The following is a 16442-nucleotide window of genomic DNA, read 5'->3' on the forward strand; positions in this document are numbered from 1 at the left end:
CTTCCGCAATATGCCTCGGCCATGGTCCTTGGGACCGAGTGAGCCTCGCCATGGCAACGGACAGCCTGTCCGAATTGACTGGAAAGCAGACTTTTGGACGCCTCACAATCGATATATGACCGTCTTTTGAACCGGATTTCGACGCGCGCCGCGCAGGTCGGCGTGATCGGACTGGGCTATGTCGGGTTGCCGCTGGCGGTTGCGGTCGCACGCGCCGGCTTCCCGGTTTCCGGCTTCGACATCGAAGCCCGGAAGGTCGAGAGCCTGAATAACGGCCAATCCTACATCGAGGCAGTGACGTCGGCAGCCCTTGCCGGCCAGGTGGCGAGCGGACGGTTCCGCGCCACCGCGGATTTTACCGAACTGGCCGTCTGCGATGTCATCATCATCTGCGTTCCGACACCGCTGACGAAACACCGTGAGCCGGATCTCTCCTTTGTCACGAACACGGCAGGCACCATCGCGAAACATCTGCGTCTCGGCCAGCTCGTCGTGCTGGAATCGACCACCTATCCCGGCACCACCGACGACGTGATCAAGCCCATACTGGAAGCAACCGGCTTGCAGTCGAAGATAGACTTCTTCCTCGGCTTCTCGCCCGAACGCGAGGATCCCGGCAACCGCAGCTTTGAAGTCGCGACGATCCCCAAGGTCGTGGCGGGCGACGGCATTGAAGCGGCGGCGCTCGTGCAGGCTTTCTACCAAAGCGTGGTCAAGACCGTCGTTCCGGTTTCCACCACCGCGACTGCCGAGGCGGTCAAGCTGACGGAAAACATCTTCCGTTCGGTCAACATAGCCCTCGTCAACGAATTGAAGGTCGTGCTCGGTGCAATGGGCATCGACATCTGGGAGGTGATCGAGGCGGCAAAGAGCAAGCCCTTTGGCTACATGCCTTTCTATCCTGGCCCTGGACTTGGCGGGCACTGCGTTCCGATCGATCCCTTCTACCTGACGTGGAAGGCGCGCGAATACGAACTGCCGACCCGCTTCATCGAGCTGGCGGCAGAGATCAACACGGCCATGCCGCGTCATGTGGTCGATGAACTGGCGAAGGCGCTGGACCGGCGCTGCGGCAAGGCGCTCAGCCGCTCGCGCATTCTCATCATCGGGCTGGCCTACAAGAAGAATGTGCCCGACATCCGCGAAAGCCCCTCATTGCGGCTCATTGAGCTCATCGAGGAATGGGGCGGCAAGGCGGAATTCCACGATCCGCATGTTACCGAGATCCCGACCACACGGGAGCATATGGCGATCAAGGGGCGCCGCTCGGTCGAATTGACCGAGGCGGCCTTGAAGGGTTTCGATGCTGTGGTCGTTGCAACCGACCACGACGCGATCGACTACCAGACCATCGCTGATCACGCCCTTCTGATCCTCGACACACGCAATGTTTTTGGCCGCCTCGGGCTGGCCCGAGACACGGTGGTGAAGGCCTGACGGTGTCTGAGCCGGCGAATTTTTTGCCGGATGTCAGGATCGTGATTGCACTCCGCCGGCAGCCTCGCCACATAAGGCGACGCAGGACATAGATGCAGTTACGCCCGCTCCTTTCGTTGCAAGGACAGTCATCCGGGAAATTCCTTGACGCATGCAGCCGAAGCCGGCCTCATTGACGTCGGGGCTTTATCTTTGGGTCGTTGGCGGACTGTGTTATGGCGGATCAAAGGACAGGTTTCGGGATAGCATGAGCACAGCGCGAGCAGAAATTTCCACCATTCTCATGGATAAGGTTGCCGATTGGCTGAACCAATCGGCGCTGGCGGGCAGCGACCTGGAAACATTGGTAAAAGGCTTTTGCGAACGGCTGGCTGCTGCCGGCCTGCCGCTGAAGCGGGTGCATTTGAGCTTTTCGATGCTTCATCCGCTTTATGACGCGCTTGGCTTCACCTGGTTTCGCGGCCAGGGCATAGAAGTGGAAGGCTTCCGCGCCGAGCCCGGCGGGCCGTCGGACAGATTTCTGACCAGCCCATACTACCATCTGCTCAGCAACAAGCTCGACCATCTGCGACGCCGGATCGATCCGTCATTGCCGCCGGAGTTTCCTATTTTCGAGGAACTCAGGCTTATCGGCGTCACTGATTACATGGCTTTCGTCCATCCCTTCAGCGGCAACACCAGTCAGGGCATGATCGGGTCCTGGTCCACCGACAGTGCTACAGGCTTCAGCGACAGCATGATTTCGGCGCTGCTGCGCATCCAGAGCCATCTCGCTATCGCAACCAAGATGGCGGTGCTTACCAAGCTCGCCGACAACATGATGACCACCTATCTCGGCGGCGACGCCGGCAGGCGCGTGCTGGACGGCCAGATCAAACGCGGCGAGGGCGATACAATCCGGGCCGCGCTGGTCATGGGCGATATGCGTGGATCGTCGAGGCTTGCCGAAACCTCCGGCCGCGAAATCTATATCGATACGCTGAACCAGTTTTTCGACGCCGTTGCCGCACCTTTCAATCGCAAAGGCGGACAGATTATGAGTTTCATCGGGGATGGCTTTATTGCCGTCTACCCTTGCGAAAGACACCGCTCGCAGTCCGAAATCGCCTGCCAGGCTGCTCTTGCGGCCGCGCACAAAGCCACCGCGCGCATGATGGATCTCAATCTGCGCAGAAAGGAGCAGGGGTTGGGCGATATACAATTTGGCATCGGCCTGCATGTCGGCAATGTGATGTTCGGCAATGTCGGGCTTACCGACCGGCTCACATTCTCCGCCTTCGGCTCGGCTGTAAACGAGGTCCAGCGCCTCCAGACCCTGACCAAGAAATATCCGCACAGCGTTCTCGCCAGCGAAGACTTCGCCAGCTACTGCGGGACCAACAGCTGGTTGACGCTCGGCAAGGAGGAACTGCGAGGCATCAAGCAGAAGCTGACGGTGCTTGCACCGATCTGTCGGGTGCTCTCGCACTCGATGAAGACGCTGCGCTGGAGCCGATTCACGACCGAAGATCGGACGCCGAGCAGGTCATGCTGCTTCATCGCGATACCGCGCGGATATCGGCGGGCGACCCGAGCAAGCTCCAGTAACCGCACCAATCCGGTCCGAACGCCGTGGCGGGCAGTCCGGTCGTCGGTCCCGCCAAGGGCGACCGTTTCGAATCCAAGTTGCTCTAGGCTGGCAATGCGCTAGTCTCGCTTTCTGGACTGCCAGAGTGGGGCTGGTGCGAGAATGAATTCGGGTTTTGATCTGCTGCGGATCGAAGATGTTGGCATCTCTTTTGCCATTATCGGAGGACCGTTGCATGCCGTCAGGCGCGCAAGTCTTCGCGTCCTGCCCGGCAAGGTTACCGCGCTTGTGGGCGAGTCAGGTTCCGGAAAATCGGTTCTCAGCCAGGCTGTGATGGGCATTTTGCCGAACACAGCCCATGTTCGCGGCCGTATCCTGTTTTCCGATCCTGAAAAGCCCGGCACGACGCAGGATATCCTGCAGATGCCGCGCGATGGACCCGAAATCCGGGCGTTGAGAGGCAGCCGCATCGGCAAGATCTTTCAGGAGCCGATGACATCACTGTCACCGCTGCACACGATCGGCAACCAGGTCAGCGAATCGCTGCAGATCCATACGCCCATGGCTCGGGTGGAGCGCAAGGCGCGGACAGAGGAAATGCTCAGCCTTGTCGGCTTTCCCAATCCCAAGCGCGCCTATGACATGTATCCCTTTGAACTTTCTGGAGGATTGCGTCAGCGCGCCATGATCGCCATGGCTCTTATCTGCCGGCCCGCTTTGTTGATTGCCGATGAGCCGACGACGGCGTTGGACGTCACCATCCAGGCGCAAATCCTGCAGTTGCTGCGCGAGCTTCAGACCAAGCTGAACATGGCGATGCTGCTGATCACGCACGACCTCGGCGTTGTCGCCAATGTCGCCGACGAGGTGGTGGTCATGTACCATGGCGAGATCATGGAAGCGGGACCTGTGGAGGCGATATTCCGCCGGCCGGGCCACCCCTACCTGAAGGGCCTGATGGCAGCCGTTCCGCATTTCGACCTGAAGCCTGGCGAAAGGCTCAAAGCGCTCCGCGAGGTGCCGGTGAATGTCGGAAACCTGCTCGGCAAGCAGACGGCGCCGGCATCGATGGGGCCGGACGACATCCTGCTGTCGGTCAGGGATCTGAAAAAGGTCTTCACCACCCGCAAGTCCGGATGGTTCGGCGGAGATCATCAAACCACTGTTCGCGCCGTGGACGGCGTCAGCTTCGATATCAGGCGGGGTGAGTGCCTGGGTCTGGTCGGCGAAAGCGGCTCCGGCAAAACCACCGTCAGCAAGATGCTGATGCGGGCAGTCACCCCTAGCGGCGGCTCCGTGGTCTTCAACGGCCGCGACAGATCAATCGACGTCTTGGAGGCCGAGGGAGACACCCTGCGCATGCTGCGCGCGAAAATCCAGATGGTCTTCCAGGATCCGGTTTCGTCGCTTTCACCGCGCATGACGGTGGAGAACATCTTGAGCGAGCCGCTGGAAATTCATCAGCGCGGCAATGCCGCGTCCCGACTGGCCACCGTCAAGAGCCTGATGCAGGCAATCGGGCTCGATCCGCGCTTCATCAAGCGTTATCCGCACAGTTTCTCGGGCGGGCAGCGTCAGCGTATCGGCATCGCGCGCGCGTTGGCGCTGGGGCCTGAACTTCTGATCTGCGACGAGCCGGTTTCGGCGCTCGATGTCTCTGTCCAGGCGCAGATCCTGAACCTCCTGAAGGACCTGCAGAAGGAACTGGGCCTGACCTACCTGTTCATATCCCACAACCTGGCTGTGGTGGACTACATGGCAGACCGCATCGCGGTGATGTGCGGCGGGCGTATCGTCGAGCTTGCGCCGCGCGAAATTCTGCTTAGGAAACCGGTCCACCCCTACACGCGCTCACTGGTCGCCGCGGTACCTTTCCCGGATCTCGACAGGCCGATGGATTTCAAGACGCTGAAGCTCGGGGGCGCTTCCGATACCAGCGCATGGGGACCGCAATTCCGCGACGAGGGCGACGAGGATATGCTGTCGCCGCTCGACCTTGGCGGCGGCCACCTCGTGCTGGCTCGACGTTCGGCCGATGTCAGAGACCTACGCCATTGATCAGCCGCCGCACCGTCCTTGGTCTCATGGCTTCGGCATTTCTGCCGGGCACGTTGCGCGCCGCCGATCTGGAGCCGGAATTTCTTCAGCCGCAGCTGAAGGCCAGGGCGCTGCCGGCGCTCGCCGAACGCCTGCCCAAGCGCCCGCGCGCGTTGAATCTCGCTGCGATGGGCCGGCAGCCCGGCCAGTATGGCGGCACGCTGCGCACGATCATCGGCAGCCAGAAAGATATCCGGATGATGACGATCTACGGGTATGCTCGGCTGGTCGGCTATGACGAAAAGCTCAACTTGCAAGCCGACATTCTCGAAAGTTTCGACGTAGCGGATGATCGCGTCTTCACCTTCAAGATACGGGAAGGACATAAATGGTCCGACGGCAGCCTGCTGACGTCGGAGGATTTTCGCTATTGCTGGGAAGATGTCTGGCTGAACGATGAACTTTCGCAAGACGGGCTCGCCCCTTCCCTGCTGGCGGACGGCAAGCCACCACGCTTCGAGATCGTCGATCCGTTGACGGTCCGCTATAGTTGGGCTGCGCCCAATCCCGACTTCCTGCCCAAGCTCGCAGCTGCCTCGCCGCTACCGCTTGTTCTGCCGGCCGCTTATCTCAAGCAGTTCCACAAGAAATACCAGGATCCCTTCCGGCTAGCCGGCCTGATGAAGGAGTACCGGGCGAAGAAATGGACGCTCCTGCATATCCGCATGTCGCGGCAGTATCGCCCGGAGAACCCGGAGTTGCCGACGCTCGATCCCTGGCAGAACCGGACCAAGCCGCCGGCTGAGCAGTTCATCTTCGAGCGCAACCCGTTCTTTCATCGAACAGACGAGAATGGCCGGCAACTGCCCTATGTTGACCGGATTGTCATGAATGTCAGCTCGTCGGCAATCATTTCCGCCAAGACCGGTGCCGGCGAGAGCGACCTGCAATGCATGGGAATCGACTTTGCCGACTACTCCTTCCTGAAGGACGCGGAGAAGCGCTACCCGGTGAAGATGCATCTCTGGAAACGCACACAGGGCTCGCGGCTGGCGCTGCTGCCCAATCTGAATTGTGCCGACCAGGTGTGGCGTGGCCTTTTCCGTGAAGTACGCGTGCGCCGCGCACTTTCGCTCGCTGTGGACAGGCGCGAGATCAATCTGGCTGTGTTCTACGGATTGGCGCAGGAAAGTGCCGATACGGTCCTGCCGGACAGCCCGCTCTACCGGCCGGAATTCGCGAAAGCCTGGGTCGCCCATGATCCCGACCAGGCCAATGCGCTGCTCGACCAGGTCGGGCTTCAGACGCGTGACGATGATGGCCTGCGGATACTTCCCGACGGTCGCCCGGCGCAGATCATCGTGGAAACGGCCGGCGAAAGCACGCTGGAAACCGACGCGCTCGAACTCATCACCGATCACTGGCGCAAGATCGGCATTGCCCTGTTCATCAGGACGTCACAGCGCGACATCTTCCGCAGCCGCGCGCTTGGCGGCGAGATCATGATGTCGATGTGGTCGGGCATCGACAATGGCGTGCCGACCGCCGACATGAACCCGTATCAGTTGGCCCCCACCGTCGACGATCAGTTGCAATGGCCGCTCTGGGGTGCTCACTATTTGTCTCATGGCACGCTCGGTGAGGCGCCCGACCTTCCGCCTGTGGTCGAGCTGATGGCTTTGCTCAAGCGCTGGAACGCATCGACCCAAGCCACGGAGCGCGCCGAAATCTGGAATTCAATGCTGTCGATCTACACCGATCAGGTGTTTTCGATCGGCACGGTGAACGCAACGCATCAGCCGGTTCTGGCGTCCTCGCGGCTGCGCAACGTGCCTGACAAGGCGCTCTACGGCTACGACCCGACTGCCTATTTCGGTGTCTACATGATGGATGCATTTTGGCTTGGAGAGACCTGAGCGTGCTTCGATATATTGTCTGGCGCATCGCCGTGATGGTTCCAACGCTGCTGGTCATATCGGCGCTGGTGTTCACGATCATCGAACTTCCGCCCGGCGACTATTTCGACAGCTATGTCGCCGAGCTTCGGGCTCAGGGCGAAGCGGTGGATTCCGATCGCATCCAGATGATGCGCAAGGAATATGGTTTCGACCAGCCGCCGGTCATTCGCTACTTCTACTGGGTCGGCGGGATGCTGCACGGCGATTTCGGCTATTCCTTCGAGTATGAGCTGCCGGTTCGCGACGTCGTCGGCGACCGAATGTGGCTGACCGTGCTGGTTTCCTTCGTCACGATCATCGTCACCTGGCTCATCGCCTTTCCGATCGGCATGTACTCCGCCACGCATCAATACAGCTGGGGCGACTACGGCCTGACGTTCCTGGGCCTTCTCGGCCTTGCGATCCCGAATTTCATGCTGGCGCTGATCCTGATGTATTTCGCCAACATCTGGTTCGGCACGTCCATCGGCCATCTCATGGACCAGCAATATCTCGGCGAGCCGATGAGCTGGGCCAAGGCGCAGTCGATCCTCGCCCATCTCTGGATCCCGGTGTTGATCATCGGCACCGGGGGCACGGCAAGCATGATCCGGCGGCTGCGCGCCAATCTGCTCGACGAGTTGCACAAGCAATATGTCGTGACCGCGCGCGCCAAAGGCCTTCATCCCTTCAAGGCGCTGGTCAAATATCCGCTGCGCATGGCGCTCAATTTCTTCATTTCCGACATCGGCTCTATCCTGCCGGCCATCATCTCCGGCGCCGAAATCACCGCGATCGTGCTGTCCTTGGAAACGACCGGGCCGATGCTGATCAGAGCGCTGCAAAGCCAGGATATGTATCTGGCAGGGTCGTTCCTGATGTTCCTCGCCTTCCTGACGGTCATCGGTGTGCTGATTTCCGACCTGGCGCTGGCGCTGCTTGATCCAAGAATTCGTTTGCAGGGCGGCAGCACCAAATGAACACGCAATCGCCGCTGCCCGCTCCGGGTGCTCCACTGCAACACTACGTTTCCATCGCGCCCTTTGACCTGCAGTCGGTCGAGGCGATGACGCCGGAGCAATCGAAGGTCTATCAGGCGTCGCAGCTAAGGCTGATGTGGTGGAAATTCCGAAGGCACCGGCTTGCCGTTGTATCCGGCATATTCCTGGCAGTGCTTTATTTCGGGATACTGATCTGCGAGTTCCTGGCGCCCTACAATCTGCATACGCGCAACATGGACTACATCTATTCGCCGCCGCAGCGCGTGCACCTGTTCCACAACGGCCAGTTCGTCGGGCCTTTCGTCTATGGCCGCCAGATGACGCTGGATATGGACACGCTCAAGCGGAACTACACAGACAAACAGGATGATGTTCAGCGGATCCGTTTCTTCTGCAAGGGCGACAGTTACCGGTTCTGGGGCCTGATCGAAGGTGACAGGCATTTTGTCTGCCCCGCCGAAAACGGCCAGCTCTTTCTGGCAGGCACCGACAGGCTGGGGCGCGATGTGCTCTCGCGCATCATCTATGGCGCACGCATTTCACTGACAATCGGCCTCGTCGGCATCAGTTTCAGCTTCCTGCTCGGCATTGTCATCGGCGGGCTGGCTGGCTACCACGGCGGTATCTTCGACCTGATCGTTCAACGGATAATCGAAGTTCTGCAATCGATCCCCAGCATCCCGCTGTGGCTGGCTCTGGCGGCGATCATGCCGATAACCTGGAGTCCGATCCTGATCTATTTCGGCATCACCGTCATCCTCGGGCTGATCCACTGGACCGGACTGGCGCGGGCCGTGCGTTCTAAGCTTCTAGCCTTGCGCGAGGAGGACTACGTTCTGGCCGCGCAATTGATGGGCGCCAGCAGCAGCCGCATCATCGGACGGCATCTCATTCCCGGCTTCATGTCGCATCTGATCGCAACGGCGACGATCTCCATACCCGGCATGATCCTGGGCGAGACGGCGCTGAGCTTCCTCGGGCTCGGCCTGAGGGCGCCGACAACCAGCTGGGGCATCCTGCTCACCGAGGCGCGCAGCGTCAGCGTGATCGCCTTCTATCCATGGCTGCTGTTGCCGATGCTCCCCGTCATTCTCGTCATCATGGCGTTCAACTTCTTCGGCGACGGGTTGCGGGACGCCGCGGACCCCTACAAGTGACACCGCCATTCCGCAGTGCGCCGCGCCGCCGCCCCCTGTATGCTCCTTGCCGGCGGCCTGTTCGATTATTGCGGTGTTCATCGTTCGCCTCTATATGCGGCGAGACTTGATCGGGCTTTAACACGTCGCCCTCGGGTTCCGCCCGGACCCGTTCCGGTCGGGGGCATTGCCGATCTCTTGGGCTGGTTCAGGACACACAAACGCATATGAGTCGCCTCGAGAGTTTCATCCGCAGGATGACCGCACAGCGCGACATTCTCGATCAAGTCTGCGCCGAGGTGGCGAAGATCGAGGGCCCAGTGCTCGAACTCGGCCTCGGCAATGGCCGGACGTTCCACCATCTGCGCGAGCGCCTGCCGGGACGCCGGATCGTGGCGTTCGACCGCGCACTTGCCGCACACTCCAGCTCAATTCCCGAAGCTGAAAACCTCGTGCTCGGCGAAATACACGAGACGGCGAGCAGGTTCATTGGCATCGACGCCGCTCTTGTTCATGCCGACATCGGCACCGGCTATGAAGATCGCGATGCCGTGACCTCTACCTGGCTTCCCGATCTGACCGCGCGCCTGCTTCGCGTCGGCGGCATCGCGGTCAGCGGCACGCCGCTCGATCACCCGCAGTTGCAACGCGTCCCGCCGCCGCCTTCGGTATCAGCCGATCGTTATTTTATCTACAGGCGCGTGTAAGGGCCTAACGGCCCGGTTTTCAGGGGATCGTATATACGGCTATCTCTCGCTCAATGCCACGCAGCGAGACCTCGTGGGGCACCGGCGTCAACGCGTTCCTGCGCAACAGATCGGCGGTGAGATCGTCGTCGACCACCGCACGCGTGGCGAAGATCGCCTGCGCAGTGGCAAGGTTCTGGACCCGCGAAGCAATGTTGACCGTCTGGCCGAAATAGTCCTGTCGCTCGTTCATAGACACCGCAATGCAGGGGCCGGCATGGATTCCGATCTTGAGCAGCAGATCCTCGCGCCCGCTCTTTTCGTTGAGCGCACGCATGGCATCGCGCATCCTGAGGGCCGCAGCAATCGCACGATCGGGCGTCGCGAAAGTCGCCATCACCGCATCACCGATCGTCTTCACCACCGCGCCTGCCTCCGCCGCGACGATCTCGTGCAGAACCTGAAAATGCGCGCGTACGAGATCGAAGGCCGAAAGGTCGCCCACCCGCTCGTAAAGCGCGGTCGATCCGCGCAGGTCGGTGAACAGGAAGGTCAGGCTGGTGATCTTCAGGCGCTGGTTGATGTCGAGCGTATCCGTGCGATAGAGATCGCGAAACGTCTGGTTGGTGAGCAGGCGCTTGGCGGTGAGGAAGGGCCGGCGTTTGCCCAGGAGATCATGCAATGCCTGGCCGGCGATGAAGACCGTCGGCAGCACGCGGGTGTCGGTCCTGTTTTCCAGCGAAATGCGCAACGGGCCGGGTTGCATCTCCAGCGTCTGGTTCTGGACATGGTCGCGGTCGAAGACCAAAGAGAGGCTTCGGCGCTCCTTTGTCGGTTCGCCCTTCACGTCGATGAACTGCGCTGAATGGGTGACCGGCTCGAAGACAATGATGAATTCGGATGGAAGCTGTATGGGCAGGACCGCCTTTTCACCGGGCGCAAGCTCGATATCCTCCAACGAGAACGCTTCGATCGTTTTCGCGAAATCCTCATCCGGCAGATCGACGCCGGACGCCCAGTAGATCTGCCGGAAATATTCCATCAACGGCAGTTCGTGTGGGTTATGGGCGGCAATCCTGCGCATGCGGGGACTGACGGTGAATGTCACCTCGACCATCTCGTCGAGGGTCGGCGAATAGCCCTCGGAGCACAGCGCGCAGGTGTATTCGTCCTTCTGCAAGGTTTTCAGCGTGGCGTTGGTGTCGAGCACGCCGCCACAGCCGGGGCACAGAACATTCCAGGAAATGTCGAAGATGCCTACCCGCGCCGCATGGAGAAAGGCGCCTATGGCGCGCTCCTCGTCGAGGCCATGCTTGCCGGCGAAGGCCGGCACATTGATGCGGCAAAGCTCGCGATCCTCGCCCTCGGCGATGGTTCGCTTGATCGCGTCGATTGCCCGTGGATCGACATCGGTCGATTGCCGCAGAAGCGAGAACAGATCCTGTGCTTCGTTCATCGTGCAGGCTCCGGAAAATGTGCCTCCCGAGGCGTGTTGACCGGACCGCTCCTTGGTCCGAGTCTGCCATTTTACGTCGAAACGGACCGTACGGCCATTCGAATAGATAAACCTGGTGACAGCTCGATTTCCATCCGACCGCAAGCGGCACTATGATGATCCACGGGTATTCACCTTTTGGGGGCCCTTTCCATGCAGACGTCCGACAACCCGCCATTTCCAGCAGCCCTGCGCATTTTCTCCGCTGGGGTCATCATCGTCCTGATCGTGGGCGCCGGCCTGTTTTTCGCGCCGGCGCTGGTCAAGCCGCGCTGGCCCTGGCCCGTCACGCCATTCAGTGCCCGCTTCCTCGGCGGCTTCTACACCGCCGAAATGGCGGTGATGGCGGCGCTCTTGTTCTGGAATCGCTGGTCGCCCGGCAGGCTGGTGCTCGTCATGGCCTTCATCTTCACCGTCATCGTGTCGGCGGTTTCGTTGATCAATCTCGGCTATTTCAACTTCGAACGAAAAGCGGCCTGGCTTTGGTTCCTGGTCTATCTAGCCTCGGCCGCGGTATCCGGGCTGTTCCTGTGGTGGGCCAGGGCCCGTCCTTCGGCAAAAGGCGTGACCCTGAATCCCGCATGGCGCGGCTACATGCTGGCGGAAACGGCGATCCTTGGGCTCTACGGCGTCGGTATGTTGCTGTTCCCCCGGGTGGTCAGCAGCAGCTGGCCGTGGCCCGTCGATCCCTTCCACGGCCAGGTCTACAGCGCCATCTTCCTCGCCGGCGCCGGCGGCACATACCTCGCCTGGAAAGGCGCGCCGCGCGAGGAACTGCTGGTGCTCGGCCTGGCACAGTTTCTGGTTGGCCTGCTTGCAATCCTTGGCCTCGTCATCACCGACGCTGCGGTGCACCGGATCGACTGGGCGGCGACCAGGACGTTGTGCTGGCTCGCCCTTTTTGGCTGGATCGGCATCAGCGGCGTCTTCAAACTCTACGCCGCCTCCCGCTATTTTGGCTCGCAATCGGCGGCATAGGCTGCAGAGATAGCTGGATTTTCAGGTGACGTCCGGTGCATCGTGCCGGGCCGATTGCCTTAGAGCATTTCACCGTTTCAAGGAAACGGCGAACTGCTCTATCACTTTGTTCTGACGCAATTCCGGGCGGAAAACCGCTCACACTTTTCCTGGAATTGCTGTAGCCGGGAACGCCATGACCAGCACGACCTCTTCCGAGAAAATCCAGCCGCAGCTCCGCGCCATACGGCCAAGCGATGCGGAGGCGCTTTGCGCCATCTTCAACATGCCGGGCTTCCGCTGGGGCACGCTCAGGATGCCCTTCGAGATGGTGGAGCAGGTGGAGCGGCGCATCGCCAAGTCCGGCCAGGAAACCACCTGGATCGTCGCCGAGTTGGACGGCAAGGTCGTCGGCCATGGCAGCCTGGTCGTGCAGGGTTCGCCGCGCCGTTCGCATATCGGCGAGATCAATATCGGCCTTGACGATGGCTTTGTCGGCAAGGGCATCGGCTCTGCCATACTTGGCGCATTGCTTGACGTGGCCGATAACTGGCGCGCCCTGAAGCGGGTCGAATTGACCGTCTATGCCGACAACGAACCGGCCATCCGTCTCTACTCAAGCCACGGCTTCGAGGTTGAAGGCCGGCATGTGAAGGCCGGTTTTACCGACGGGCAGTACCACGACCTCCTGAGCATGGCCCGGCTGCGGTTCTAAACCTTGGCTGATCGAGTTGATGATCTGGCCGGCCGCATCCACCAAGTCCAGTCTCCCTTGGCGTTTGCACCGCAAGCGGCTAGACGGGACCGATGACCGCCGTCTCTGACCCAACCCCTACGCCTCCGGCGGAAATTCTGGCTGTCCTGTCGCGGCTGTGCCCTGAAGTCGTGCGCGACATCGAGCTAAACTGGAATGCACCGGTTTCCGATTACGCCCGCCATCTGTGGCGGCCGCTGGCAAGGCCTGCATCGGGGCCGGCGATCGCTGCCCGTTCGATCCTGCGCGAAGTCCTGCATCAGCGCCTCGGCGCGATCATGCCGCCTGAGGCGATCGGCAAGGCACTCGACGAGTTCGAGCACAGACCGGTTGTCCAGTCCGGCCTGCACTGCCTGCTTCTGATGGACCGGATCACCTTCGATGCCCTCCTCCTTGCCTGGCTCGGCGCTGTCGAAAACGGGCTGTCGGCCTTCTTCTGCTTCATGGGAACGACAATGACCATGGAAACAATAGGCAAGGAAGGGCCGGGATGGCTTGATGTCGGCGACGACAAGGTCAATCTGTTTGGCATGGGGCGCCACAAACTGTGCCGCAAAAGCACCTGCGCGGCCGGTCCCGTCTCCCTCAACAAGCCCGCGCTCGAAGCGGTGGGCGATGAAACGGATGCCAGCCGCTGGCTGGGCACACTGCTTGCCAGTCAGGACAAGGTGTTTGGAACCGCCGCCGATGCGCTGACAGAACTCAATGAGGATCTGGTCGCAAGTTGGGATCGTTCCGACATGGCCCGGCCGGTTTTCATCGACGATCGGCTCGCCGCTTCCGCCATGGCGCGGCATCTGGAGCATGACGGCAGCCTTCTTGCCAGGCTGCTGATTGAGCCCGCAAGACGCCAGCGTCTCGACCATGCCTTGCAAAAGGCCGCATCGGGACCCTTCGGCAGGTTCCTGCCCAACACCACGGACTATTTCTGGGGCATCCGCGAGCAGCGCGTGCGCAAGCTCGTCCTCGAGAACGGGCACCTGATCGAACCCGACAGGCCGCATGGTCTTTCCATCCCGTTCGAGCGGCCGCACCTCAAGCAGGCGCTGCTGGACGGACTGCTGCTGCCGAACCTGTTCCTGACGTTCCTCGTCCTAGCCATATTGCCGCGGGTACGGGTTGTGGGCGGCCTGAGACAGATTGGCTATGTCGCGCTTTTCCATCAGATCCTGCTGGCCGCGCTGGACGAAAACGTGCCGGAAGAGCGTGATCTGGTTGCGGAGCTGCAGGTTCGGGAAAATGCCTGGGGCATGCGGGTCATCGATGAAAAGATCTCGGTCCGCGAGCAGCTTGCCAGCCTGCCGGAGGGGGCGCTCTTCCCGGACCTGCTCCGGCAATACCGTTTGCGGACTTTTGCCGAGACGACCGACGACCTGAAACTGGTTCGCGAAAACGCCCGGTGGCGCAAGATCGGCCAGGCAGGGATCAAGGCGACCTGAGCCTGGCGTCAGGCCTTACTTCAGGTTTGATTTTCTGGTGCGCAGCCGCATGGCCTCATTTGTCATTGCACCACACCGGCCTTGCGGAGCCCTTCGACCATGAGTTCGAAATCGGCAGAGTTCTTGTAAGGCAAGACTTTGCGACGGTATTCCAGCGAATAGTCGGGATTGACGCGAAGCACCTCCTGCCATGCCGCGCGGGCCTCCTCCAATCGGCCCAGATGGCCGTAGCTGGCGGCCAGAAGCGCGCGCGAGACGTCGGTGACAGCATTGCGAGCCAGCCGTTGCAGCAAGAGGTCGACGGCCTCGTCGTACCTTCCCAGTTGAAACAACGCCAAAGCCTGGAAGTGCAGAAGCACGTCCGGAAAGTAGGGGTTCAGGGTCTTTCCCCGGTCGAAACTCTCAAGGGCCTCCACGGGTCTGCCTGAATAGTAAAGTGTTTCGCCGCGGCAGACATGCGCTTCGGCGAAGTTCGGATTGAGGACCAGTGCGCGCTCGACCTCGTCGATGGCCTCATCGTGCCGTCGTGTGTACAGCTTGGCTATCGCCAGCGCCCAGTGCGCCCAGGGATCGTTGTCATCCAGCGTTACCGCCCGCGTTGCGACCTCTTCGGCTTGCGCCATCGATTCCGGCGGTGACACCCCCCACCTGTTCAGGTAATCGACACCGTGCGTGAGGGCAAGGAAAGCGTAGGCAGAGGCAAAGTTCGGGTCCAGCTCGGTGGCACGTTGCAAGAGCTCGCGGGCCGCGACGTTCGTGTCCTTCGTCAGCCGATGCCACAGCTCCCGGCCGCGCAGGAAACAGTCATACGCCTCCGTGTTGCGCGGGTGCTCCGGCGCCAGCCGCAGACGGGCGCCATCAGTCAGGTTGAGCGCCAGCGCATCGACGATCTGCTGTGTCACGTCGTCCTGCACGGCGAATATGTCGGTCAGGTCGCGATCGAACCGTTCCGCCCAAAGATGGCCGCCCGAAATTGCATCGATGAGCTGCGCGGTGATGCGTACCCTGTTCCCCGACTTGCGGACGCTGCCCTCAAGCACATGCCGCACGCCGAGCTTCTTGCCCACCTCCTGCACATGGACGTTCTGGCCCTTGAAGGTGAACGATGAATTGCGTGCGATGACGAAGAGCTGCGACAGTTTGGACAGCGCCGTGATGATGTCTTCAGAGATGCCGTCGGCGAAGTAGTCCTGTTCGGCGTCACCGCTCATATTGGCGAACGGCAGGACAGCGATCGACAGCTTGGGCGGCGCAGCCGTCGCCGGCTGGCTCGTCGCGGTTACCGAGGTCGCGGCCTTGGTCTCGGCACTGCCGACTTGCAGCGAATAGACCCGGATCGGCTCGGCGATGTTCTTGAGCTGCGTGCTGCCGAGATCACTGACCGAGAGGTCGAGCCTCGCCCTGACCTGGCGATAGGCATCCTCGGACAGGCAAATGGCGCCCGGCGCCGCGACGCCTTCCAAACGCGAGGCGATGTTGACGCCATCGCCCATCAGGTCGCCGTCGCTTTCTTCGACCACATCCCCCAGATGAATGCCGATCCTGAACTCAATGCGGCGGTCCTGCGGCACGCCGGCATTGCGCTCAACCATACCATTCTGAACCTCGATGGCGCAGCGCACGGCATCCACCACACTGCGGAACTCAACCAGCGCCCCATCCCCGGTGCGCTTGATCACACGTCCGTTGTGCACTGCGATGATTGGATCGATCAGGTCGCTGCGAAGTGCCCGCAACCTCGCCAAAGTACGATCTTCGTCCGCGCTTGCGAGCCGGCTGTATCCGACCACATCTGCAGCCAGGATTGCGGCGAGCTTGCGATTCTCGCTCATGGGTCCGTCTCCTCATCTCCACGATAGCAGGAAGACGGAGGCAAGAGGGAACTTTCGCAAACGACGGCCACGCAGCCGCCCGCATCGGCAGCGCTCTGCCACAGGCCCATGTCGATCGCCTGGTGCCCATTTGAGCTGCCGCTTGCTGGCCGACGTCTATCGGT

At 61.2% G+C, this 16442-nt stretch carries 11 protein-coding genes and 1 pseudogene; 10 read left to right on the top strand and 2 right to left on the bottom strand.

All coding sequences use genetic code 11. From position 1 onward, the window contains the following. Positions 1–93 precede the first annotated feature (93 nt). The 7 genes and pseudogenes from AC0V8S_RS32685 (at position 94) to AC0V8S_RS32715 (ending at position 9822) form a co-directional block, all read left to right on the top strand. Positions 94–1437, top strand: coding sequence for a nucleotide sugar dehydrogenase (locus AC0V8S_RS32685; protein WP_475435670.1), 1344 nt, complete (start codon positions 94–96; stop codon positions 1435–1437). Between the two features lie 247 nt (positions 1438–1684). Further along, positions 1685–3024, top strand: a pseudogene (locus tag AC0V8S_RS32690) (adenylate/guanylate cyclase domain-containing protein). 142 nt (positions 3025–3166) lie between these two features. After that, positions 3167–5062: an ABC transporter ATP-binding protein gene (locus tag AC0V8S_RS32695; RefSeq protein WP_475435672.1), complete on the top strand. Its 1896-nt coding sequence runs from the start codon at positions 3167–3169 to the stop codon at positions 5060–5062. Then, positions 5059–6957, top strand: a complete 1899-nt coding sequence (locus tag AC0V8S_RS32700) for an ABC transporter substrate-binding protein (protein ID WP_475435673.1) — start codon at positions 5059–5061, stop codon at positions 6955–6957. The genes AC0V8S_RS32695 and AC0V8S_RS32700 overlap by 4 nt, the downstream gene beginning before the upstream one ends. Positions 6958–6959: 2 nt before the next feature. Next, positions 6960–7958 carry an ABC transporter permease gene (locus AC0V8S_RS32705; protein WP_027031334.1) on the top strand — a complete coding sequence of 333 codons (999 nt, stop codon included), beginning with the start codon at positions 6960–6962 and terminating at the stop codon, positions 7956–7958. Continuing rightward, positions 7955–9136, top strand: a complete 1182-nt coding sequence (locus tag AC0V8S_RS32710) for an ABC transporter permease (protein ID WP_183456738.1) — start codon at positions 7955–7957, stop codon at positions 9134–9136. Before AC0V8S_RS32705 ends, AC0V8S_RS32710 begins: the two co-directional genes overlap by 4 nt. A 206-nt stretch (positions 9137–9342) precedes the next feature. Continuing rightward, on the top strand, positions 9343–9822 hold the full coding sequence (locus AC0V8S_RS32715) for a class I SAM-dependent methyltransferase (RefSeq protein ID WP_183456736.1): 480 nt from the start codon (positions 9343–9345) through the stop codon (positions 9820–9822). A 19-nt stretch (positions 9823–9841) separates the two neighbouring features. On the opposite strand, the gene AC0V8S_RS32720 is transcribed toward AC0V8S_RS32715, so the two are convergent. Beyond that, positions 9842–11257 (bottom strand): adenylate/guanylate cyclase domain-containing protein, encoded by a 1416-nt coding sequence (locus AC0V8S_RS32720; RefSeq protein WP_183456734.1) that lies wholly within the window; start codon positions 11255–11257, stop codon positions 9842–9844. A 192-nt stretch (positions 11258–11449) separates the two neighbouring features. Here AC0V8S_RS32720 and AC0V8S_RS32725 point away from each other — a divergent pair, with 192 nt between their 5' ends. The 3 genes from AC0V8S_RS32725 to AC0V8S_RS32735 all read left to right on the top strand — a co-directional run bounded on the left by AC0V8S_RS32725 (position 11450) and on the right by AC0V8S_RS32735 (position 14446). After that, entirely contained in the window at positions 11450–12274 is an 825-nt protein-coding gene (locus AC0V8S_RS32725) for a hypothetical protein (RefSeq protein ID WP_183456732.1), read from the top strand. Positions 12275–12449: 175 nt separating this feature from the next. Continuing rightward, positions 12450–12968: a GNAT family N-acetyltransferase gene (locus AC0V8S_RS32730; RefSeq protein WP_183456730.1), complete on the top strand. Its 519-nt coding sequence runs from the start codon at positions 12450–12452 to the stop codon at positions 12966–12968. A gap of 92 nt (positions 12969–13060) precedes the next feature. After that, positions 13061–14446, top strand: coding sequence for a hypothetical protein (locus AC0V8S_RS32735; RefSeq protein WP_475435677.1), 1386 nt, complete (start codon positions 13061–13063; stop codon positions 14444–14446). Positions 14447–14508: 62 nt separating this feature from the next. On the opposite strand, the gene AC0V8S_RS32740 is transcribed toward AC0V8S_RS32735, so the two are convergent. After that, entirely contained in the window at positions 14509–16278 is a 1770-nt protein-coding gene (locus tag AC0V8S_RS32740; RefSeq protein ID WP_475435678.1) for an adenylate/guanylate cyclase domain-containing protein, read from the bottom strand. Positions 16279–16442: the final 164 nt, after the last annotated feature.

Source organism: Mesorhizobium oxytropidicola (assembly GCF_056174625.1).